Here is a 22,043-nt window from a genome sequence, read left to right on the forward strand (position 1 = left end):
CCGACAGTCCCCCGCCACCTCGATCGGCGGTGAAACGGCCGATGTCGTACTCGGCGGCGACGGCCACGGTTCCCGGAAACCCCTCGCCCGCCTTCCACTCGCCGGCGTCAAGACGTCGCCGCAGGTCGTACGGCTCCCGCGGGCTCAGGCGCCCACGGTCCCGTCGACACCTTCCCGCAGGAAGTCCGCGTGCCCGTTGTGGCGGCCGTACTCCAGGAGCACGTGCACCATCACCATCCGCAGCGACACCTCCTCGCCCCATCGCGGCTGATACCCGGCCCGGTCCAGGGAGTCCGCCTCCCGCTCGATGCGGCGCGAGTGCTCCACCTCGGCCTCCCAGGCCGCGAACGCCTCGTCCCTGGTCGACGCGCTCGCGTCGTACGCCGCCTGGAAGTCGATCTCGTCGGACCAGACCATGGGTGCGTCGTGGTCCTCGAACACCCGGCGGAACCACGCACGCTCCACCTCCGCCATGTGCCGCACCAGCCCGAGCAGCGAGAGCGTGGACGGCGGCATCGACCGCCGCCGCAGCTCCTCGTCGGTGAGCCCTTCGCACTTCATGGCGAGGGTCGCGCGATGGTAGTCGAGGAAGGCTCGCAGCATGTCGCGTTCGCTGCCGAACCTGGGCGGGCCTGTGCGGTGGTCGCCGGTCACTGGTCGTACCTCTCGTCCGTGCCTGCGTCGAGGTGCCAGTATTCACTTCCGTCGGCCGTCCCCCCACGCGGACCGTCGACCGGACCTGACTGTTCCCACGGAGGCCGCCGAACGCGGGAACCTTCTGCCGCCTTCCCGCGTTCCTCTCACAGCGTCGCGGGAATCCGGCGTACCGCCCGCCTCCCCCTCCGTACGCCTGCTCTCCGTACGGGGCGCGGCACTCGCCCCCGCCCGCACCGGACCGCCACTCTGACGCCATGAACCACGCGACACCCCAAGTGAGCGCCCCCGCCGGCACCTTCACCCAGCTGCTGTCGTCCACACGGCGCGGCGCCCGTCTCGCCCGGCTCCTCGCGGTGACCGAACTGCGCTCCCGGGGCGCCTCGCAGGACCTCACGGAGCGTGCCGAACTCGTCGTCGCGGAGCTCGCCGCCAACGCCGTCCTGCACGGGCGCGTGCCCGGCCGCTGTTTCCGGCTCACGCTCACCGTGGACCCGTCGGCCGGCCGCCTTCGCATCGAGGTCAGCGACGCCCGCGGAGACCTCCGCCCGCTCCCCCGCCCCACGGACACCGCGTCCGACCCACTCAGCACCACCGGACGCGGCCTGACCCTCGTCACCGCCCTCGCCGACCACTGGGACTGCGTCCCCTACCCGCCCAGCGGCAAGACCGTCCGGGCGGAGCTGTCAGCAAGCTGCGTTGCGGCTCCGACGCCACCCGTCCTTGAGGACTGTCCCGTAACTGCTGGTCGTCACTGATGGCGCTTCATGAGAACGGCCACCCCCTGCTTGGACTGGCCTCAGCGTTGCTCGCCCTGATGGCCCACATGGACGAGGGCTGTGAGACGTCGCGGCGGCCGCGGATCTCACCACGTGGCAGCGGCCTGCACGCGAAATCCGCTGGTTTGCAGGCTCCTTGGGGTGATCGGATAGGCGCATGAGTCTTCCTCGTACCGGGGTGGCCGAGGTTGTCGTGCCACTCCTCGTCCGTGACCTGACGCCCACTGACCTGCCGGCCTGTACGTGGTCCGGCTCGACCGCCCATCTGATGCAGGTGGAAAGGGAGTTGGTGCGCGCGGCTGCGGGGGATGTGGACTATCTGGCGCTGTGCACCCCGGCCGATGTTCCGGTGGCGATCGGAGGCATCGACTACCAGGTCACGGCCAGCGCAGGCACACTCTGGCAGCTTGCGGTACTCCCGGCCCTGCAGTCGTGTGGTCTGGGCACCATGCTCATCCGGGCCGCGGAGGATCGCATCAGGTCACGCGGCCTGCACAGGGCCGAGCTCGCGGTGGAGGAGAGCAATCCGCGGGCCAGGGCCCTGTACGAGCGACTGGGCTACCTGGCCCACGGTCGTCGACCTGACGCCTGGGACGTCCAGGCGCCGGACGGCTCACTGCTCCGGTACGAGACCATGTGCACGCTGATGCACAAGGACTTGCCGTAGGGGGCGCCGCGTGGCGATGGAAGTGTGGGCATCGATCTTTTCACTCGCAGGCGTCGCCCTCGGCGGCGCCTTGACGGCGCTCTCCCAGCGCGCCACTCAGCGCTCCGCCGAGCGGCTGGAGGAACGCCGCCAGGCAGCGGCCACCAGCGAGGCCCGCCGAGCAGAGCAGATGCAGGCGATCAAGGACTTCATCGCCTGCGCCCAGGATGCCGAACGGGCGGCCTACAGCCGTCCCGAGGCTTGGGGCGATGACGAAGACTGGAACAGTACCGCTTCGGGTGTCATGACCAGGCTTTGGATCGCTGAACGGCACCTCGTGCTGCTCAGCGACGCGGACCTGCACGCCCCTGTGCACACATTCGGTCGGGCACTCAACCAGGCGGTGTGGCGAGAGACCGGCGACGTCGAGGTCAACGAGCACCTCGAGGAACACAAGATCGCCTCCATGGCCGCAGCACGCGCGAGCCTCGCATCCCCTTGAGTCCAACCAAATCGGTGGGACCCCTCCGTCAGGAGCCGCCAAGGCGAGCGGCCTCCGACGCCCGTCTCGAAACCCGCCGGTCGCCCTCACGGGTGACGATGAGCATGGTGACCCACTCCACGAGCGCATGGGGCAGGTCAAGTGCAGCAGGGCGGAGACCTCCACCCGCACCCCCGCCCCACGGCCGCCGGACCCGACCCGCTCCCCACCGGCGGACGCGGCCTGACCCTCGTCACCGCCCTCGCCGAGCACTGGGAGTGCGTCCCCTACCCGCCAAGCGGCAAGACCGTCCGGGCGGAACTGCTCGACGGCACTCCTTGATCACTCCGCCAACCAACCGTGCCGGCTTCCCCACCCGGCTTCGGTACTACGGCGTCAATCACACCGAACAAACCCCCACGGGATCAGTACAGGTGGGACATCTCGTCGAAGTCGCTGAACGGTGGTCTGGGCCTCCCGCTGACCTCACGGAACTCGTCCGGGTCGTAGTGAAGCCGGAAGGTGTGGGTGTGGCCGTCGTCGACCCAGTAGAGAGTGATGGCGGAGAGCAGGTCACGCGCCGTCCAACGGGTGCGGGACCGGATCCCCTCTTCCTGGTCGAGAATCCAGTCCTCGACGTGTTCCGGGAGGCTGAAGGTCAGCTTGTAGGCGCGCCCTTCGCGGGGTTCGAGAGACCAGAGGGGATGCCCTACCTTCCGCTCGCTCCTGCGCACGCGCACCGTGTGAGTGGGGTGTTCGCGCGCGTATCTGAAGAAGTGCTGGAGATCGTCGGAGACAAGCCCGAGGACGAAAGGAGCCGCGGGAAAGGCGAGGGCGAGTCCGAGCGACAGACACTGCAGGTCGGCCACCAGCGTGTCGAGCGGACGAGTCACCGAGGGGAAGCTGGGCACGGGGTCCTCGTGCATGCCCAGTAGGTGGCGGCGTACGTAGTTGCGGATCTCGTACACTGCGGGCCGCTGACTCGGAGGCATCGACTTGGTCGCGTCGTAGACCGACTTGGCAGCGTCCTTCACCAGCTCGCACAGTGGCTTGAAGTCAGACAGGGACAGATCGATGAGCGAGATCTGATGGGCCAGCGCGAACTCCTGCGCGTCCCGCGTGAACCCTGACGTGGAAAAGATCGCGTAACTGTAGTGGTAGCGCGTCCTCGGGCGCCGAGGGCCCGCGCCATTGCTCAGCGTGGTGACGACGCCTTCGTTCAAATCGTGCACGACACCGTGGCCGTTACGCACGACAGCGAGACCGACCGGCGAACTGGTGAACTTGGCCTCGGCGAACAGACGGATCGGGAGCGAGAACGGAGGGACGTACGGGAACTCCCCCAGAGTGTCCGCCTGGTGCCACGCCCCACGTCCCCGGACCACCAGCCCGTGTTTGCGCTTCTCCAGCACCTTCCACGGGGGCCTGGCCGTGTCGTCCGCCTCCGTCAGCAGACGGTATCCACTGGACCTCAGCAGCCAGGCGAGCACCTCTTCGAGCAGGTACCCCTGCAGCGTTCTCAACCCCACCATGGGGTGACCTTATGCGCCGCGCATCTGATTGCTCATCAGAATGTCGGAAGAACACTCACCAGCACGTGCTCTGGGCGAGGACGGCACCCATCGGGCGGGCTTTCCCTGTCAGGCCCACGTGATCACGTCGGAGCCGCGACCTCGCCCTCCTCTCCTCAGTTCTATGCCTCGGCGGGCAGCGCGGGGAACACCACCACCGAGCCGTCCCGATCGCGCGCGATCTCGATGGCCACGTCCGCCGGGCGGCCACCTGCCGAGCGCACTTCCCCCCCCGAAGCCCGCAGGGCGGCGATGTCAGTGAGGACTGCCACCATCGGCGCATGAACGACAACGGGTTCGACTGGGGTACGTTCCTGCGGCGTTGGCGGGACGAGTGGGTGCCGAGCGAGGACGAGGCGATGGAGCTGGCGGAGGGTGACGTGACCCTCGCCGAGCTGAGACTGGAGTCGCCGCCGGCGTCCGAGGCGGAGGTGGCCGACGCCGAGCGGCGTCTGGGCACCCGGCTGCCGCCGTCCTACCGGGCGTTCCTCCTGGCGAGCAACGGCTGGCGGCTGCACGACGATTCGATCTACCGGCTGGGCGCGGCACACGAGATCGGCTGGTTCGGGGATCCGTTCGGCATGACGCCGATGTACCGGGAGAGCCTGGACGAGCGGGCGACCGAGCAGCAGGTGCTGCTCGCCGGGATGTGGGAGCGCGCGCTGCAGCTGGAGACCGACTCCGACATGTCCTACGCGCTGCTGGACCCGGGTGACACCGACGAGGACGGCGAGTGGGCGCTGTACGTCTACCACGGCTGGAGCGGTGAGTACCCGGCCCGGTATCCGTCGTTCCATGCCTACATGCGGCGCCGGTACGAGTCCTTCCACGCCGACCGTGCGCAGCTCCCGGACTTCGTCAACGACACCACCCGCGCCCGGGACGCCGACGTCGCGCGGGCGCGGGAGGACGCGCTGAGCGGGAGGTGGGAGGCCGCACGGGACCTGCTCGCCGACGCGCAGCGCTACGGGCGGCCGGGAGCCTGGGGGATGCTGCGACAGCTCGACACGCTGTCGCAGGGCTACGGGTCCAGGAACGCGAGCTTCGGCGGGCTCGTCGCCGATCCGCGCTGTACGGACGAGCTGGTGCCCGTCCTGGCTCTCGCTCATGTGCGGGACAGCCGTCCCGGCGGTCCCGCCCGCCCTTTCGCACTGGGCGCCGAGACCGACGACGGCGTCCAGGCATCCGCCGACGAAATCCTCGCCCGGGTGCGCGACGGCTCCTATCGCTACACACCGGACGGCGCCTTCGGACGGGCGGTGGCCGAGGCGCGGGAGGCGGCGCGGTGGGGGGACACGGACACCGCGTGGCGGGTGATCCGCGCCGCGCTGCCGTCGTGGTCGCCGCCCGGGCCGGAGCTGCTGGCACCGCTCGGTCTGCTGGCCGACCCGGTCCTGGGGCCGGTGGTGACGCGAGAGCGGGGGCTGGAGCTGCTGGCCACGCCCCGGGCAGGCCGTACGGGCGCGGTGCCCGAGCCGGTGCCGGACCTGGATCCGCCGGGGCTGTGCTGGCTGGCGGGGCCCCAGCGGTGGAACGCCCCGCACGGCTCCTACCGATGTCTGTGGGTGGAGGGCACGGAGCCGGAGGCGTTGCCCGGCCTGGTCGGGGAGGACGGGGGTGCGGGCCTGACCGCTCCGCCCAGCCGTCCCGCCGGGTGGTTCCCCTACGACGTCAGGCAGCGCGACGACTCGGCGCCGTGGGAGGACCGGGCCGTGATGGCGGTGGGCCGGACGGGCTCCGGGTGGGCGTTCGGCTTCGACACGGCCCCGCGGACGTCGGAGCCCCGCACCTTCTTCGTCTCCCCGGCCGCCGGCGCCTCGCACGGCGGACGCGCGGTGGTGGTGTGGGTACGCCGCGGTCGCGACGACACCCCGGCGGTGTTCCACCTCTCGGTCGCCGAGCGGGGTGAGGAGCTGTACGCGTACACGCTGCGCGGCACGGACGTCGAACGCTCGGGGCAGGTGCCCGCGGCCCTCGATCCGGAGCGGGTCCTGAACGGGGTCGACGACGCCGACCGCGAGCGGTGCCTGCTGGCCGCGCTGGAGGGAGAGTTCGGACTCTCCCTGCCCCGGCACGCGCTGACCGAGGGAATCCTGCCGCACCTGACCACGCGGTCCTGGAACCGCGCACCTGGGGAGGGTGAGGCGTACGCGTACGTGACCGTCCGCGTCGGGAGCCGGTGACGCGGGGGCACGCGCGCGGGTGGGTGCCGGGCCGGCACCGGGCTCCGCGGCCCTCCGGCGGATCAGGTCCGCTCGGGCTCCCGCCCCCTGGTCGTGACCACGGTGCGGAGCATCGCCAGGAAGACCGTGGTCCAGGCGGTGAGGGCGACCCAGAGCCAGGCCTGGCCGATCCATTCCACGATGGGGAGGTCGTCGGCCCGGCCGAGGTACATGCCGGCGACGGCGTACATGCCGAGGGGGAAGACGATGCTCCACCAGGTGGGCTCGTAGGTGAGGGGCACCCGGTGGACGTGGTGGCGCCAGACGCCGACCGCGATCAGGACGGGGACGAGCCAGGTCGCGAAGCACCAGAAGACGACCGACATGCCCGCCACCAGACCCCGCACCGCGTCGACCATGGGGGCGCTCTCCATCTCCACGATGCGCGCGCCCGCGACCACGGTGATGGCGACCGCGCCCATGGAGACCCAGTAGGGCGGGTCGAGCTCGCGCGGTTCGAGGGGGTACAGCATCAGGCGGAGCGAGACGAAGATCGCGGACGCGGCGTAGAGGACGCAGCCGACCGACCAGGAGAAGACCGCGACGACGGCCAGCCCCTGGCGTGCGGCCTCGTAGTGGGGTTCCAGGGTCGCGGCGGCCACGGCGACCGACTGACTGGCGACCACCCAGACGAACCAGGTTCCGTTGGCGGCCGCCACGACCAGGCGTTCGCTGCGGCCGAGGACCGCCGCCCAGGGAATGGTGTAGCCGAGGACCAGCCAGGTGAGCGCGGCGGTCACGAGGAGGACGGCGGCGGGGACGAAGTGGCCCTGGCCTGCCAGGCCGACGGCGAAGACGTCGGTGCCCGCCACGAAGGTGAAGAAGAGGAACGCCTTACGGGTGTCGTGGGCGTCCGCGGCGAGTTCACGGCGGTGCGCGACGAAACGCCAGATGGTGAGGACCACCAGCAGGGCGTACTCGGCGCCGGTGAGCAGGAGCAGCGACTGGGCCGGCAGGGTCCAGCCGCGCAGTTGGCAGCCGACGGAGAGGATGCCGGTGGCCATGACGAGGGCGAAGTACCCGGGGGACAGACGCGCCGGTGTCAGTCCGGCGAGTCGGGAGGACGGGGGCGGGGACGTGGAGAGCACCCAGGCACCGTATGCGAACGGGGCTCCGCCGCCCGGGGACCTCCGGTCCTCCGTGCGCACGGACGCACACGGAGGCGCACGGACGCGCGCGGCCCGGAGGCGGGCCGGGCCGTCGGGCCGTACCGTCAGGCGGCCTCGTGGATGACGAGTTTGAACTCCGCCAGGACGATCTTGCGGGCCACCGTGTCGTCATGGGTGGCGCGGAGGGCCAGGGGGACGGCCGGGTCGACGAAGAGGCCCCACTGCTTCGTCCAGCACTGCATGCCGGGGCTGGGCGGCCGGTGTTCCGTCGCCGTGGTGTCGTTGGGCGACGGGGTGAGGCCGAGCGGGTCCCGGACGAACTGGTCCCGCAGTTCGTCGTACCCTCCCGCCTCCCACTGGATCATCGCGTACAGCGTGCCCCAGCCGGCCGTGCTGGGCCATATGAGCCCGGAGCGGTCGTCCGTGTCCCAGCTCGTGACCACGTAGCCGTCCGGCTGTTCGACCTGGTGCATGGCGAAGCGGTCGGTGGACTCGGCGGCCCCGAACGGGAACCTGATGACGGTGTAGGGGCTGTTCGCGGGGATGGACTGCGGGGTGTCCCGCTTCAGCGAGCAGACCTGGACCCCGGATGATGCGGTCGCATGGGTGGACATGCTTTCAGGTATGCCCGTCAGCGGTTGATTCGATGTCGCCGCCGCAGCACTGCGGACGCCCGGTCGTGCGGGGCAATCGGGGATCAATTCGGTTGTCGCGTACAACCGTTCGGGTCGAGGATCGGTCTTACGGGTGACCGCTCTGGTCGCATTCACGAGGAGACCGTCATTTCCGCCATACGCAAGACCCTGACCGCCACCGCCGTCGCCACCGCGGTCCTGGCCGGTTCCGCCGCCTGCGGCACCGTGGAGAACCTGTCCGCCGGGCAGAAGCTCGACCAGGCCTTCGACAGGCTCGGTGAGGAGCGTTCCCTCAGCTTCGAGCTGGACCTGGACACCGACGTCGCGTCGCTGAAGGCGCTGGACGCCGAGTTGGCCGAGCCGGGCGAGGAGATGCCCGACGAGGTCGCCGAACTGCTCAGCGACGCGCGGATCTCCGTCTCCGTCCAGTCGAAGAAGCCGCTGGAGAAGTCCGTCGAGACGGACATCAGCGCCATGGTGATGAAGTTCAGCGGCACCGACGGTGATCTCTTCGAGTACCGGCTGGTCGGCGACTGGACCTACCTCCGCGTCGACGCGGAGGCGCTCGGGAGGATGTCCGGCAGCCCCATGCCGTCGGCCGACGAACTGCCCGACAGCGCTGGTGCGTTCAAGAAACTCCTCGCCGGTGAGTGGCTCAAGGTGTCGACGAAGGAGCTGGAGGAGAACCGCGAGCGGATGTCGGGGGCGGAGGACGGCGGGGCCGGTGAGCCCTCGGCGGAGCCCACCCTCGACGCCAAGACACAGAAGAAGCTGGTGAAGGCGCTGCGCCAGGTCGTCGCCCAGGAGGTCGACTTCACGACGTCCGGCGGGTCGGACGGCACCGAGCACATCAAGGCCACGGCCCCCTTCCGCACGCTGATGACCGAGCTGTTCGACGAGCTGCGCCCGGTGCAGAAGGAACTGCCGGCGGGGGCCGAACTGCCGACGGCCAAGGACTTCGCGGGCGCTCCGAACGAGAAGGTCACGGCGGACTTCACCTTGAAGAACGGCGAGCTGACCGAGGTGTCCCTGGACCTGGCGAAGCTGGCGGAGACGGCGAAGGTCAAGAAGCTCGCGCTGGTGCTGCGCGTGGGCAGGGGTGAGAAGGCCACGGCTCCGGCGGGAGCCACCGAGGTGCACATGGACGAGATCATGGACAGCCTCCTGGGCGGCGCCGGGGCCGCGTTCGGGGACGAGGGGTTCGGCGAGGACGGGTTCGTGGAGGACTACCCGCAGGGCTGAGGGCCCGCCGTCAGCCGCGTCCCGGTCCGCGCACCGGACCGGGACGCCGTGCCCGGCCGGGCCGTGTCCTCGCCGGACGGCAGCGGACCGTCGCGAAGGGCGGCTCCGTTCAGCCGGGCGTCCGGACCGGCATCGGCGCACGCTTCGGCGTGACCGTGTCCCAGTGGACCGTGCGGTCGCACCACCGGTTCAGCAGGAGCCGGTCGTGGCCGACCGCCAGCAGGCCGGCTCCCGTCGCGGTGCGGTAGTCCTCGACGGCACGCACCAGCGCCGCCGTCGTCGACGCGTCCAGCATCGCCGTCATCTCGTCGCAGACGAGCCAGCGGGGGCGCAGCACCAGCGCGCGGGCCAGGCAGGCGCGCTGGAGCTGCCCGTCGCTCACCTCGTGGGGGCGGCGGGTGAGCAGGTCGGGGGTCAGGCCGACGGTGCCGGCGAGTTCGGCCACGCGCTCGGGGACCGAGGAGCGCCGGCCCGTCGCGCGCAGGGGTTCCGCGATCAGGTCGGTGAGGCGCAGGCGGGGGTCGGCGGAGAGTCGGGGCTGCTGGAAGACCACGCCGACGGCGGTGCGCTGGGCGCGGGGTGCGCGGTGGCGGTAGCGGTGTACGGGGGCGCCGTCGAGGACGACGTGCCCGGAGTCCGGGCGGTGGAGGAGGGCGGTGACCCTGGCGAGGGTGGACTTGCCGCAGCCGCTGGGGCCCAGCAGGCCCACGGCCTCGCCGGGGGCGACGGTGAGGGTCGCGTTCCGTACGACGGGGGCGCGGCGGTCGTAGCCGGCGGTGACGTCGCGCAGTTCAAGCACGGAGGTCCTCCGGGGTGGGGGCCGGAAGCGGATGGTGGCAGGCGACCGGGCCGGTGAAGGGCGGGAGCGCCGTGCAGGCGTCCGTGGCGCGGTCGCAGCGGGCGGCGAAGGCACAGCCGTCGGGGAGGCCGCCCAGTTCGGGGGGCAGTCCGGGGATCGGGGTGAAGGACCGGTCCGGGAGGGCCTCCAGCAGGCCCCGGCTGTAGGGGTGGCGGGGGCCCGGGGAGCCGAAGAAGGTGTCCGCCCCGGTCAGTTCGACGATGCGGCCCGCGTACATGACCGCGACCCGGTCGGCGATGCGCTCCGCCGCTGCCAGGTCGTGCGTGATCATCAGCAGGGCGCGGTCGGCGTCGATGTGGCGGCGCAGTTCGTCGACGGTGTGGTCGACCAGGTCGCGGTCCAGCCCGGTGGTGGGTTCGTCGGCCAGCAGCAGGGGTGCGTCGCCGATGAGGGCGAGGGCGGTGGCGGCCCGCTGGGCGAGGCCGCCGGAGAGCTCGTGGGGGTGCCGGTCGAGGTGGTCCCTCGGGAAACCGGCGCGTGCGGCGGCCCGTTCGGCCGCCGAGCGCAGAGCCGCGCGTCCCCGGACGCCGGTGAGCTGGGCGACCGTCTCCTCCATCTGGGATCGGATGGTGCGTACGGGGGTGAGGTGCGCGGCGGGGCTCTGCGGGATGAGGCCGACGCGGCGGCCCCGTACCGTGCGGGCGAGCGTGGGTTCACCGGCGGTCAGCAGGTCCAGCTCGCCGAGCAGCGCGCCGCCCGAGGTCTGCGCGTTGGCGGGCAGCAGCCCCAGCAGGGCGGAGGCCAGGACGGACTTGCCGCAGCCGCTCTCGCCGATCAGGACGAGGCACTCGCCGGGTGCCACGTCGAACCGCGCGTCGGTGACGGCGGCGATCCGGCGCCCGCCCGGCAGCAGGAAACGCACGGACAGTCCGCGGACCGACAGCACGGGAGGCCGCTCGGCCGGCGCGGCGTCGACCGCCGACGCGGCAGGCGGCTCGGGCGCGGCTTCGGCCGCCCGTGCGGGAGGTCGCTCGGTCACAGCATCAGCTCCGATCGGCGGCGGGGGTTGATCCGCTCGCGCCAGACGCCGGCGAGGCCGGCGACGGCGAGGGTGGGGATGATCAGGAACAGGCCGGGGAAGAGGGTCGGCCACCACTGCCCGGCGAGCAGCGAGCCGCGGGCATCCTGGATGAGGGTGCCGAGGCTCGCCGTGTGGGTGGGCAGGCCCAGCCCCAGGAACGACAGGGCCGACTCGTGCCACATGGCGTGCGGGACCATCAGGACCGCGGCGAGACCCGCCTGGGGCAGTACGGCGGGCAGCAGGTGGCGCACCGTCACCCGCCACCGGGAGGCGCCGCCGGAGACGGCCGCGTCGATGTAGGGGCGGGAGCGCAGCGAGAGGACCTCGGCGCGGACGATCCGGGCGGTGGACAGCCAGTGGGTGAGGGCGACGGAGACCACCACCGGCCAGACGCCGGGCCGGAACATGGCGACGACGAAGATGCCCAGCAGCAGGTGGGGGACGGAGGACAGGGTGTCGACCATGCGCATGACCATCCGGTCGGCCCAGCCGCCCAGCGCCCCGGCGGTGGCGCCGACGGCTGTGCCGATCAGGGTGGCGGTGAACGCGGCCACGACACCCACCAGCAGGGACACCCTGAGCCCGTGGACGCAGCGCAGGAGCAGGTCGCGGCCCATGTCGTCGGTGCCGAAGGGGTGGGTCGGACTGGGGGGCAGGAGTTCGGCCGCGAGGTCGACGGCCTGCTGGTCGAGCCGTACCAGCGGCGGTACCAGCAGGACCGCGAGGACCGCCACGGCGATCAGGGCGGCGGACACGCGCAGGCGGAGGGTGTGGGTGGAGCGGCGGGCGGCACCGTGCGTGCGCGACGCCGTCACCGCGGTGACGTCAGCCATGGGGGTCACATCTCATTCAGCTTCACCCTCGGGTCGATCAGGCCGTAGAGCAGGTCGGCGAGCAGGTTTCCGGCGAGGACGGCGGCGGTGGCGAGGGTGGTGAGCGCGGCCAGCAGCGGGAAGTCGACGGCGGTGGCCGCCTCCACGGTGGCCGCCGCGATGCCCGGCCAGCTGAAGACGCTCTCCACCAGCAGGGCACCGGTGATGAGTTCGGGGACGCGGGAGCCGATCAGGGTGAGCACGGGCAGCAGTCCGCAGCGCAGGGCGTGACCGAGCAGGACGGTGCGCTCGCTCAGGCCGCGGGCCCTGGCCCCGCGCACCGGGTCCTCGGCGAGGGCGTCGCCGACGCCCTGACGGACGTAGAGGGTGAACCACGGCAGCTGGGAGACGGCGAGAACACCGGCGGGCAGGATCAGGTGGCTCGTGACCTGTCCGGCGGTGACCCGGTCGCTGCCGGCGTCGGTGAGGCCGCCGGCCGGGAGGACGTCCAGTTGGAGGGCGAACAGCCAGACGGCGAGCAGGGCGATCCAGAAGACCGGGGCCGCCTCCAGGGAGTACGCGAGGGAGGTGACCGCGCGGTCGAGGAGGGAGCCGGGGCGGCGGGCGGCGAGCACGCCGAGCACGGTGCCGAGCAGGACGGCGACGGCGAACGCCACGGCGCACAGCAGCGCCGACCAGACCAGGCGTTCGCCGACGACCTCGGCCACGGGCTGCCGCATGACGGTGGACTGGCCGAAGTCACCGCCGAGCGCGGAGGTCAGCCAGTCCCACCAGCGGGCGGTGAACGGCCGGTCCACGCCGAGGTTCTCCCGCAGCCGGTCCAGGGTCTCCCGGTCGGCGCCGAGCGCGGCGGTGCCCGCGTAGGCCTTGACGGGGTCGAAGGGGGAGGCGGCGGCCACCGCGAACACGCCGAAGGTGACGATCAGGAGCACCGGCACGGCGTACAGGGCACGCCGTGCCGTGAGCCGTGCCATCGCTCCCCAGGGGCCGCCTGTCATGTCCGGGGCTGCCAGTCCTCGGCGTTCCACCACGGTCCGCCGGCGAAGCCGTGCTCGTGCGGTTCGGTCTGGGTGGTGAGGTCCTTCCAGCGGTCGGTGAGGACGTACAGGTGGTCGATGTGGGTGAGGAAGGTGTAGCCGGGGTCCTTGGCGAGTTCGCGCTGGAGGTCGTCGTAGGCGGCCTCGCGGGCCTCGGCGTCCTGGCTGCGCCGGCCGGTGTCGAGGGCCTCGTCCACGGCCGGGTTGTCGTAGCGGGCCATGTTGTTGAAGCCGTCGCCGGCGAGGGAGGAGTGCAGCAGGGTGTAGAGGCCGAAGTCGGGGTCGCCGGTACTGCCGAAGCCCGCGAGCACGGCGTCCTGCTTCATCCGGGGCTCGATGACCTCCCAGGTGGCGCTCTCCACCTCGACGTCGATGCCGGCCTTCTTGGCGTCGGAGGCGTAGGCGAGGGCGTGGTCCTGGCGGACCTTGTCGCCGGAGGGGTAGTACAGGGTGAAGCGGGCGCGGCGGCCGTCCTTGGCGCGGACGCCGTCCTGGCCGGCCCTCCAGCCGGCCCGGTCCAGGATGCGCCCCGCTTCGGCGAGGTCCTGGGAGCGTTCGACGTCCTTGGCGAACCAGGGGTCGTCGACCGGGAGCGGGCCGTAGGCGGGGCGGCCGGCGCCGTCGAGGATCCCCTCGACCATGGCTTCGCGGTCCACGGCGAGGTCCAGGGCCCGCCGGATCGCGGTGTCGCCGGTGACCGGGTTCCCGGTGGGCAGGGTGACGGCGCGGACGTCGTAGGTCGTCGCCCGGTACGTCACCTTGTCCTCGTCGCCCTGGAAGGTGGCGGCGAGACGGGGGGGCAGGATGGCGCCGTCGAGGTCGCCGGAGCGCAGGCGGGTGGCGCGGACGTCGTCGTCGGCGATGATCGCCATGGTGAGCTTTTTCACCTTCGGGGCGCCGCCCCAGTAGTCCGGATTGGCCTTGAAGGTGAGCTTTTCTCCTTTGCTCCAGCCGGTGAGGACGTAGGGGCCGGTGCCGACCGGTTCGGTGTTGAAGGCGCCGGTGTTGGGGTCCTGTTTCCCGGCGATGTGCTCGGGGACGACGGGCAGCACCGTGCGGGCGGCGAACGCCGCGTAGGGGTGGTCCAGGGTGAAGACGACCTTGTCGTCGCCGACCGCGCTGACCTCCTTGATCGCGTCGAGTTCGCTCCGGGCGGGGTTGTTGGTCCTGTCGTCCAGCACGGTGCGGTACGTGAACACCACGTCGTCGGCGGTGAGCGGCTCGCCGTCGCTGAACGTCACGCCCTCGCGCAGGGTGTACGTGTACGTGCGGCCGCCGTCCGTCACCGCGGGGAGCGCCTTCGCGAGCGCGGGCTCGAGGCTCAGGTCGGCGTTCCGGGCGAGGAGTCCGTCGAAGATCTTGGAGTTGCCGTCCTTGCCGTAGCCGAGCAGGGGACTGAGCGTGTCCGGCTCGGAGGAGACCCCGATCACGACGGATTCGGCGGCCGCGCCGCCGTCCGCCCCGCCGTCACCCGGAGCCGAACAGGCGGCGACGGCACCGGCCGCCGCCAGCACGGCGGCGGCCCCCCGTATGCGTCGGGTCGTCATCGAACCTCACATCCTTGTTGCATGCTTGTCGCTGTTGCATATTAGACGCAGCAAGACCCCGCCCGGGACGGCGGCTCCTCGGTCCCCCGCCCCTGCGGGCGTCACCGCTCGTGTCAAGTGCGCAGGTGTGCGCCGCGCCGTGAGCCGCCGGGCGCCGTCCGCGCGCCCCCGTGACCGCTTGTCACCGGGCCGCTGCGGGCACTACTGTCACCACGCCTTGGTGACGGGAAATCGGTGCGATACCGGTGCGGCCCTCGCCACTGTGATCGGGAAGTCCGGCTCCGGCCCTCACGGGCAGCCACTGGGTTCGCAAGGACCCGGGAAGGCGGAGCACGGGCGGTGGTACCCGTCAGCCAGGAGACCGGCCAAGGCGCGTCAACCATCCACGAGGTGCTGGAGAGGGTCTGCTGAGCCATGCACATAGCCGAGGGTTTTCTGCCTCCGGCGCACGCGGTCGCCTGGGGCGTCGCGTCGGCGCCGTTCGTCGTCCACGGAGCCCGGTCGCTCACCCGTGAAGTGAGGGAACACCCCGAGAGCACCCTGCTGCTCGGCGCTTCGGGGGCCTTCGCGTTCGTCCTGTCCGCACTGAAACTGCCCTCGGTGACCGGGAGTTGCTCCCACCCCACCGGCACCGGACTCGGCGCCGTCCTGTTCCGGCCGCCGGTGATGGCGGTGCTGGGCACCATCACCCTGCTGTTCCAGGCGCTGCTGCTCGCCCACGGCGGGCTGACCACGCTGGGCGCCAACGTCTTCTCGATGGCGATCGTCGGCCCGTGGGCCGGGTACGGCGTCTACCGGCTGCTGCGCCGGTACGACGTGCCGCTGATGGTCTCGGTGTTCTCCGCCGCGTTCGTCGCCGACCTGTCGACGTACTGCGTGACGAGCGTGCAGCTGGCGCTCGCCTTTCCCGACCCGGGCAGCGGATTCCTGGGCGCGCTGGGCAAGTTCGGCTCCATCTTCGCCGTCACGCAGATCCCGCTGGCGGTGAGCGAGGGGCTGCTGACCGTGCTGGTGATGCGGATGCTCGTGCAGTCCAGCCGGGGGGAACTGACCCGGCTCGGGGTGCTCGTCACCTCGGCGACCGGTCGGAAGCGGGCGGAGTCGGCCGGGGCGGTGAGCCGATGAGCCGCAACGCGAGGATCAACGGCCTGCTGCTGCTCGCCGTGGCGGCGCTGGCGGTGCTGCCGCTGGTGCTCGGGCTCGGCGACCACAAGGAGGAGCCGTTCACCGGCGCCGACGGCGAGGCGGAGACCGCGATCACCGAGATCGACCCGGACTACGAGCCGTGGTTCTCGCCGCTGTACGAACCGCCTTCCGGGGAGATCGAGTCGGCGCTGTTCTCCCTGCAGGCGGCGATCGGCGCGGGCGCCCTGGCGTACTACTTCGGGCTGCGGCGCGGGCGGCGGCAGGGCGAGGAGCGCGCGTCGGCGCGGTCGCGGGACGCGGCGGGCGCTGCCGGCGGGGACGTCGCCGCGGGCGCGGACACCGGGGCCGGTGCGGGCGGCGACGGGGCCGCGTCCGGGTCGCGGGACTGATCCCGTGCTGCCGATCGACGCGGCGGCGCACGGCAGTCGCTGGCGCCGCCGTCATCCCGTGGACAAGGCCGTACTGGGCTTCGGCCTCACCGTGCTCGCGATCTCGTTGCCGCCCTGGCCGGGCGCGGCCCTGGTACTGGTGACCGCGCTCGCGGTGCTGCTGGGCCCGGCGGGCGTGCCGGGGCGGCGGCTGTGGCGGGCGTACCGGGTGCCGCTGGGCTTCTGCGTCACCGGAGCGCTCACGCTGCTGGTGCAGGTGGGCGGTCCTGAGGGGTTCGTGTCCCCGGCGGAGGACGGGCCGCTGCGCGCCGGGGAGTTGCTGCTGCGCACCTCGGCGGCCTCGCTGGGCGTGCTGCTGTTCGCGTTCACCACGCCGATGTCGGACCTGCTGCCGCGTCTGGTGCGCGCCGGGGTGCCCGCGCCGCTCGTGGACGTGGCGCTGGTGACGTACCGCATGAGCTTTCTGCTGCTCGACTCGGTGCACCGCGTCCGCCAGGCGCAGGCGGCCCGGCTCGGACACACCACCCGGGCGGCGACCTGGCGGTCCCTCGGCGGGCTGGGCGCGACCGCGTTCGTCCGGTCCTTCGACCGGGCGGCGCGGCTGCAGACCGGTCTCGCCGGACGCGGTTACGACGGCACCCTGCGCGTGCTGGTGCCCGAAGCCCGTGTCTCCGTGCGGTTCACGCTGTGGAGCGTGGCGCTCCTGGCGGCGCTGACCGTCCTCACCCTCGTACTGGAAAGGCCGTTGAAGTGAGCGAGTCCGTGCTGGTGGCCCTGCGGGGCGTGTCCTTCGCCTACGAGGACGGCCCGCCCGTGCTCACCGGCCTCGACTTCGAGGTGCGCGAGGGGCGCGCGCTGGCGCTGCTGGGGCGCAACGGCAGCGGCAAGACGACGCTGATGCGGCTGCTCAGCGGTGGACTGCGCCCTGTCCGGGGTGAGTTGGCCGTCGAGGGGCGGACCGTCCGGTACGACAGGAAGGGGCTGACGGCGCTGCGCACCACCGTGCAGTTGGTGGTGCAGGACCCCGACGACCAGTTGTTCGCCGCGTCCGTGGGTCAGGACGTGTCGTTCGGGCCACTGAACCTGGGCCTGTCCGACGCCCAGGTGCGCGCGCGGGTGGCGGAGGCGCTGGCGGCGCTCGACATCACCGCGCTCGCCGACCGGCCCACGCACCTGCTGTCCTACGGGCAGCGCAAGCGGACGGCGATCGCGGGCGCGGTCGCCATGCGCCCCCGTGTCCTGATCCTGGACGAGCCGACGGCGGGCCTGGACCCCGACGGCCAGGAGCGTCTGCTCACCACCCTCGACGGACTGCGCGGGACCGGCACCACGGTCGTCATGGCGACGCACGACGTGGACCTGGCCCTGCGCTGGGCCGACGACGCGGCCCTGCTCACCCCGTCGGGCGCGCACACCGGCCCCGCGGCCGTCATGCTGGCCCGCACGGACCTTCTCGCGGCGGCGGGACTGCGGCTGCCCTGGGGCGTCGCGGCGGCCCGGCTGCTGCGCGCCTGCGACCTGTTGCCCGACGCCGCGGCCGGCCCCCGCACGGCGGAGGAACTGGTGGCCGCCCTGGGCGGCGGATGACCGCGCCGGCGTGCGGGGCCACCGTCCGGCGGACGGTGGCCCCGCACGCGCACTCCCGTCAGGCCACGGAGCGGAAGGCCGGCAGGTATCCGCCGGACTGGCCGCTCGCCTTCGGGTGGTAGGAGTTGACGATGTTGAACCAGTCCACGCTGTGCAGCCAGGAGTCACCGGAGCAGATCTCGTGACCGGTGAACTCGTCCACCACCGACGAGAAGGAGAACCCGGCGTTGGCCGCCCGCTTCGCGAGGACCCCGTTCAGCACGTCCGAGGCGTTGTTGATCGCGCTGCGCTCGGTCTCGGTGAGGCCGGCGATGCAACTCCCCGACAGCTTGTAGAAGCGCGGGTATCCCAGGACGACGACGTGTGCCTGCGGGGACCGGGAGCGGATGCCGCTGTACAGCGAGTCCAGACTGCCGGGCAGCGTGGTCTGCATCTGCGAGACGGCGGTGTTGACGCGGGAGACGCAGGTGGCCTCGCTCTGCAGCACGCAGGTCTGCATGACGTCCGCGAACCCGACGTCGTTCCCGCCCGCGGTGACGCTGACCAGCGTGGTGGAGGAGCTGAGCGCGCCCAGTTGCCCGGAGGCCACGCTCGACGTGGTCGCGCCCGAGCAGGCGACGAATCTGAACGACGACGGGGCGTTGGCGTTCGCCCACAGCTGCGGGTACGCCTTGGTGCTGCGCAGGCAGCTACCGCTTTCGGAGGTGTAGCTTCCCGCGCCCACCCCGGAGGAGTAGGAGTCGCCGAGAGCGACGTAGTTGCCGCCTGCGGCCGAAGCCGGCTGAGCCAGACCGAGCACGGCCGCGGCACCCATCGCGAGGGTTGCCAGGTATGCCCCAAGAGAACGCACGGACACGGCAGTCCGCCCTTCGAATGTGAGGGTCAGGGGAGAGGTTCATGAAGCAACCAAGGTTGTAGCAGCCCTCTGTACCGCTCGGTAACACCCAGAAAAAAAGTCATCCGGTATGCCCGAATGATCGTTCGTCAGGGCGAGCTCCGCGCGTAGATAAACGTGCGACCCGTATCGATCGGGTGAACATCGGGCCGCTCGGGCCCATGCGTCGCTCGGGCCCGCGACCGCTAACTCCGGCCGGACGCACGGGTGATGGCCGACTCGACGGCCGCGACGCGGTCGCCGAGGAGGGTCAGGGCGGCGACCGCACGCGCCAGGGCGTCCTCGCCCGAGCCGCTCGCGCCTGTCGGGGCGTGCGTGCGGGCGTGGGCGGCCTTGAGCCCGGCCCAGCGGGCCGCCTGTGCGGGGGTGAGCGTGCCGCGCAGTTCGGCGAGCTTGAGCAGGTTCGCCTCGGCACCGGTGGTGAGGGTCTGGGCCTCGGCCGTGTAGTGGTCCTCGATGACGGCGGTCAGTTCGGAGCCGTTCATGACGGGCTGGATCCGCTGGGCGATCCTGTTCATGTTGCGGTAGGAGCCCTGGAGCCGGAACGGCGGCTCGGTGCGGGCGTCGTCGGACTGGGCGGCGGAGGCGATGTAGGCCGCGTTGACGGCGAGGACCGTACGACGGGCGGTGAGCAGATGGCGCAACACCGCGAGGACGCGCTCCAGTTCGGCGGGCGCGTAGGGATGACCGAGGCGGTCGGGGCGGGCCGTGGGGTCGTCGCCGGCGAGGCGGATCAGCACTTCCAGGTCGGCGCGGTCGCGGGAGGCGAGCGGGGTGAGCACCGGGTTGGCGGTGAGGGCGTTCTCCACGAAGCTGAGCGCGAAGACTTCCTCCTTGCCGGTGAGGACGTCGCCGAGGTTCCACACGTCGGCACGGTTGGCCAGCATGTCGGGGATCCGGAAAACCTCCCCGGACTCGGTGTAGGGGTTGCCGGACATGCAGACGGCGAACCGCTTGCCGCGCAGGTCGTAGGTCCGCGGCTCGCCCTCCCACACGCCTTCCACCCGGCGCGTGGCGTCGCACAGCGGGATGAACTTCTGCAGCAGTTCGGGCGAGGTGTGCTGGATGTCGTCGAGGCAGAGCAGGGTGTTGGTGCCGGCGGCCAGCGCGAAATTGATCTTCTCGACCTCCTGGCGTGCGGTGGCGTTCGGCGCGTCGGCCGGGTCCAGCGAGGTGACCGCGTGACCGAGCGCCGGGCCGCTGATCCGCACCATGACCAGGCCGAGCCGGTGGGCCACGTACTCCATGAGGGTCGTCTTGCCGTATCCGGGCGGGGAGAGGAGCAGCAGCAGTCCCCCGGTGCCGGTGGCGGCGGACCCGCCCGTGGTGCCGAGCTGTTTGGCGAGACTGTCGCCGACCAGCGGGAGGTAGACCTCGTCGACCAGCCGGTTGCGGACGAACGGCGCCATCACGCGGGGGCGGTGGTCGTCCAGGCGCAGCCGGGCGCGCTCGGCGGTCACCAGGGCGGTGCGGCGGCGCTGGAAGGCGCGGAAGGCGGGCACGTCGCGCGCCCTGAACTCCGCGGTGCGCTCCAGGAACTCGTCCAGGCGGAGGGTCAGACGGCGGCCGGTGATCCGGGGGTGGGTGGAGATCAGGCCCTCGACGGTGACGGTCAGCGGTGCGTCCGACGGGTGACGCGGCACGTCCGGGCAGAGTTCGGCGGCGACGGCCTCGGCGAGGTCGCCGGGGGTGACGTGGTCACCGGTGGCGGTGGTGTAGGCCGTCAGCCATGCCTCGACCAGCTGGCGGCGGTCGGTGAGGCCGGCCAGGGCGGGGAGGTCCTCGTCGTAGGCCTCGGTCGCGACCGTGCGGCGGAAGGTTTCGAGGAGGGTGCGGGTACGGCTGCTGATGACGAAGCCGTGGGGGCCGGTGGTCAGTTCGTCGAGGAGGTAGGCGGCGCAGGATTCGGGGCGGACGGTGGCGTTCTCGTCCCGCTCCCCCACGGCCCGGTCCCACTCCCGCACGGCGCGGGCGAGTTCGTGGCGCAGCGCGTCCAGCGCCGGCGGCGGGCCGAAGGCGTCGCGGACGCGGGCCAGGGAGCGGGCGCGGCGGGTGAGGTCCTCCCGCTCCCGGGCCGTGGTGCCGTGCGCCCAGTACAGCAGGGCGTGCGCGCGGGCCGCGGAGGCGTGGCGCAGGGTGCCGGCGCCCTCGTACAGGGGCAGTACGGCGGTGAGGATCGCGGTGGCGTCGTGGTCGTGGACTCCTCGCTCGTAACCCTCGTCGTACGCCTCCTCGGCGGCCTTGCGCACCAGCGCGGCGAGGTCGTCGGCGCCGGTCAGGGCGTCGGGTCCGTGCTCGTGAAGCAGTCGGGCGGCGAGGTGTTCGGCGCGGTGGACCGCGGGCGACTCGGACGGCAGGTGCCGGTCCCACAGGGGGCGGTCGGCGAGGAGGGCGGGGTCGGTGACGGGGGCGCGGTAGTCGGTACCGGTGAGGGCGAGGGCGAGGCCGTCGCCGTGCGGGACGACGGTCAGGTCGAAGGGCTGCGTGGAGACGGCGAAGCGGTGGGCGCCGAGACGGATGGTGCGTCCGCCGTCCGCGTAGAGGTCGGTGCGGTCGCGCAGGGCGCGGGCGGCGTCCTCGTGGGCGGAGCGCAGCCGGCCGTCGAGTTCCTCGGCCCGTACCCGGTCGCCCAGTGCGCGCAGCTCGTCGGCGGTGCGGCGGACCTTGGCCACGAGGGGGTCGGAGGCGAAGAAGGTGCTCACCGCGTCGGTGTCGGCGAGGGCGGCGGAGCGCCGGGCGATCGTCCCGAGGACGCGGTCGGCGGCGGAGGCGAGCTGTTCGGCGCGGCGGGCACGGGCGTCGGTGAGGCTCTGCTTGCGGGCGGAGAACGCCTCGTAGATCTCGGTGCGCCTGGCGGCGAGTTCGCCGAGGACGTCGTCGAACTCCGCGAAGCGTGACTCCAGGGCCTCCAGCTGGCTCAGGACCCGCGTCAGCTGGTCGTCGCACACCTCGGGGTCGTCCGCCGCCGCGAGGGCACCGGTGACCGTCTGGCCGAGCAGGGCGAGCTCGGCGGCGAACCCCGCGCGGGCCTCCCGGTCGAGGAGTCCGCGCCGACGGGCGTCGAGGGAGGCGCGGGCGCGGTTGACGCCGCCCATGGCGTCGGCGACCCGTTCGAGCACGGCCGTGCGGACGGTGGCGTCGGCGATGTCGAGTCCGGCGACCACCTCCGTCACCGTGCGCAGTCCGTCGGCGAGTTCGTCGAGACCGGCGGCGAGCGGGGCCGCCTCGGCGGTGGTGACGATCGCGTCGATGCCGGCGTGCAGCCGTTCGAGGCCCGCCTGGTGGGCGGCGAAGGCGTCCTCGCGGGCCAGGAAGGCGATCGCGCGCCGGCCGAACGAGGCGAGGTCCGTGCCGGCCGCGTCCGCCAGTGCGTCGATGCGGGCGAGGTCC

Annotated in this window: 21 protein-coding genes and 1 riboswitch; of the genes, 10 read left to right on the plus strand and 11 right to left on the minus strand. The window is 72.3% G+C overall.

Annotation, left to right across the window (positions count from 1 at the left end; genetic code table 11):
• Positions 1-144: 144 nt before the first annotated feature.
• Positions 145-654: a DinB family protein gene (locus BU52_RS30480; protein ID WP_037940613.1), complete on the minus strand. Its 510-nt coding sequence runs from the start codon at positions 652-654 to the stop codon at positions 145-147.
• Positions 655-911: 257 nt separating this feature from the next.
• Between BU52_RS30480 and BU52_RS30485 the strand changes: the two genes are divergently transcribed.
• The 4 genes from BU52_RS30485 to BU52_RS30500 all read left to right on the plus strand — a co-directional run bounded on the left by BU52_RS30485 (position 912) and on the right by BU52_RS30500 (position 2,902).
• Complete coding sequence (locus tag BU52_RS30485) at positions 912-1,412, plus strand: ATP-binding protein (RefSeq protein ID WP_051858725.1); 501 nt, start codon at positions 912-914, stop codon at positions 1,410-1,412.
• 178 nt (positions 1,413-1,590) lie between these two features.
• Positions 1,591-2,100 carry a GNAT family N-acetyltransferase gene (locus BU52_RS30490; RefSeq protein WP_037940615.1) on the plus strand — a complete coding sequence of 170 codons (510 nt, stop codon included), beginning with the start codon at positions 1,591-1,593 and terminating at the stop codon, positions 2,098-2,100.
• Between the two features lie 10 nt (positions 2,101-2,110).
• Entirely contained in the window at positions 2,111-2,581 is a 471-nt protein-coding gene (locus tag BU52_RS30495; protein WP_107061310.1) for a hypothetical protein, read from the plus strand.
• 141 nt (positions 2,582-2,722) lie between these two features.
• A complete protein-coding gene (locus BU52_RS30500; RefSeq protein WP_051858726.1) occupies positions 2,723-2,902 on the plus strand; it encodes an ATP-binding protein in 180 nt (59 codons plus the stop codon).
• Between the two features lie 83 nt (positions 2,903-2,985).
• Here BU52_RS30500 and BU52_RS30505 read toward each other — a convergent pair whose 3' ends face one another.
• Positions 2,986-4,092 (minus strand): PDDEXK family nuclease, encoded by a 1,107-nt coding sequence (locus BU52_RS30505; RefSeq protein ID WP_051858727.1) that lies wholly within the window; start codon positions 4,090-4,092, stop codon positions 2,986-2,988.
• Positions 4,093-4,412: 320 nt separating this feature from the next.
• On the opposite strand from BU52_RS30505, the gene BU52_RS30510 reads away from it, so the two are divergent.
• Positions 4,413-6,314: an SMI1/KNR4 family protein gene (locus BU52_RS30510; RefSeq protein ID WP_037940617.1), complete on the plus strand. Its 1,902-nt coding sequence runs from the start codon at positions 4,413-4,415 to the stop codon at positions 6,312-6,314.
• A 62-nt stretch (positions 6,315-6,376) separates the two neighbouring features.
• Here the strand turns inward: BU52_RS30510 and BU52_RS30515 are convergent, their stop codons facing one another.
• Complete coding sequence (locus BU52_RS30515) at positions 6,377-7,441, minus strand: tellurite resistance/C4-dicarboxylate transporter family protein (protein WP_200881358.1); 1,065 nt, start codon at positions 7,439-7,441, stop codon at positions 6,377-6,379.
• A gap of 125 nt (positions 7,442-7,566) precedes the next feature.
• Positions 7,567-8,076 carry a hypothetical protein gene (locus BU52_RS30520; protein ID WP_037940620.1) on the minus strand — a complete coding sequence of 170 codons (510 nt, stop codon included), beginning with the start codon at positions 8,074-8,076 and terminating at the stop codon, positions 7,567-7,569.
• A gap of 246 nt (positions 8,077-8,322) precedes the next feature.
• Between BU52_RS30520 and BU52_RS30525 the strand changes: the two genes are divergently transcribed.
• Positions 8,323-9,339 (plus strand): hypothetical protein, encoded by a 1,017-nt coding sequence (locus BU52_RS30525; protein ID WP_037940624.1) that lies wholly within the window; start codon positions 8,323-8,325, stop codon positions 9,337-9,339.
• A 109-nt stretch (positions 9,340-9,448) separates the two neighbouring features.
• Here the strand turns inward: BU52_RS30525 and BU52_RS30530 are convergent, their stop codons facing one another.
• The 5 genes from BU52_RS30530 to BU52_RS30550 all read right to left on the minus strand — a co-directional run bounded on the left by BU52_RS30530 (position 9,449) and on the right by BU52_RS30550 (position 14,636).
• On the minus strand, positions 9,449-10,138 hold the full coding sequence (locus BU52_RS30530) for an ABC transporter ATP-binding protein (RefSeq protein WP_051858728.1): 690 nt from the start codon (positions 10,136-10,138) through the stop codon (positions 9,449-9,451).
• Complete coding sequence (locus BU52_RS30535; RefSeq protein WP_037940662.1) at positions 10,131-11,084, minus strand: ABC transporter ATP-binding protein; 954 nt, start codon at positions 11,082-11,084, stop codon at positions 10,131-10,133. Before BU52_RS30535 ends, BU52_RS30530 begins: the two co-directional genes overlap by 8 nt.
• A gap of 89 nt (positions 11,085-11,173) precedes the next feature.
• Complete coding sequence (locus BU52_RS30540; RefSeq protein ID WP_037940626.1) at positions 11,174-12,052, minus strand: ABC transporter permease; 879 nt, start codon at positions 12,050-12,052, stop codon at positions 11,174-11,176.
• Positions 12,053-12,057: 5 nt separating this feature from the next.
• The gene (locus BU52_RS30545) at positions 12,058-13,026 is read right to left on the minus strand and encodes an ABC transporter permease (protein WP_037940628.1); all 969 of its coding nucleotides are present in this window, start codon (positions 13,024-13,026) and stop codon (positions 12,058-12,060) included.
• A 20-nt stretch (positions 13,027-13,046) separates the two neighbouring features.
• Positions 13,047-14,636, minus strand: a complete 1,590-nt coding sequence (locus tag BU52_RS30550) for an ABC transporter substrate-binding protein (protein WP_037940629.1) — start codon at positions 14,634-14,636, stop codon at positions 13,047-13,049.
• Positions 14,637-14,837: 201 nt separating this feature from the next.
• Positions 14,838-15,020, plus strand: a riboswitch (cobalamin riboswitch).
• A gap of 30 nt (positions 15,021-15,050) precedes the next feature.
• On the opposite strand from BU52_RS30550, the gene BU52_RS30555 reads away from it, so the two are divergent.
• Genes BU52_RS30555 through BU52_RS30570 form a run of 4 tightly spaced genes read left to right on the plus strand, consistent with a single transcriptional unit; the run spans position 15,051 to position 17,758 of the window.
• On the plus strand, positions 15,051-15,761 hold the full coding sequence (locus tag BU52_RS30555) for an energy-coupling factor ABC transporter permease (protein WP_037940630.1): 711 nt from the start codon (positions 15,051-15,053) through the stop codon (positions 15,759-15,761).
• Positions 15,758-16,171 (plus strand): energy-coupling factor ABC transporter substrate-binding protein, encoded by a 414-nt coding sequence (locus BU52_RS30560; protein WP_037940631.1) that lies wholly within the window; start codon positions 15,758-15,760, stop codon positions 16,169-16,171. Before BU52_RS30555 ends, BU52_RS30560 begins: the two co-directional genes overlap by 4 nt.
• Positions 16,172-16,175: 4 nt before the next feature.
• The gene (gene cbiQ, locus BU52_RS30565) at positions 16,176-16,925 is read left to right on the plus strand and encodes a cobalt ECF transporter T component CbiQ (RefSeq protein WP_037940632.1); all 750 of its coding nucleotides are present in this window, start codon (positions 16,176-16,178) and stop codon (positions 16,923-16,925) included.
• Positions 16,922-17,758, plus strand: a complete 837-nt coding sequence (locus BU52_RS30570; protein ID WP_037940634.1) for an energy-coupling factor ABC transporter ATP-binding protein — start codon at positions 16,922-16,924, stop codon at positions 17,756-17,758. The genes cbiQ and BU52_RS30570 overlap by 4 nt, the downstream gene beginning before the upstream one ends.
• Before the next feature lie 58 nt (positions 17,759-17,816).
• On the opposite strand, the gene BU52_RS30575 is transcribed toward BU52_RS30570, so the two are convergent.
• On the minus strand, positions 17,817-18,614 hold the full coding sequence (locus BU52_RS30575) for an SGNH/GDSL hydrolase family protein (RefSeq protein ID WP_037940636.1): 798 nt from the start codon (positions 18,612-18,614) through the stop codon (positions 17,817-17,819).
• A 224-nt stretch (positions 18,615-18,838) separates the two neighbouring features.
• The coding region (locus tag BU52_RS30580) for a DUF7902 domain-containing protein (RefSeq protein ID WP_037940637.1) at positions 18,839-22,043 on the minus strand (3,205 nt) is incomplete at its 5' end.

The organism is Streptomyces toyocaensis, from assembly GCF_000725125.1.
In the GTDB taxonomy this organism is placed as follows: Bacteria; Actinomycetota; Actinomycetes; order Streptomycetales; family Streptomycetaceae; genus Streptomyces; species Streptomyces toyocaensis.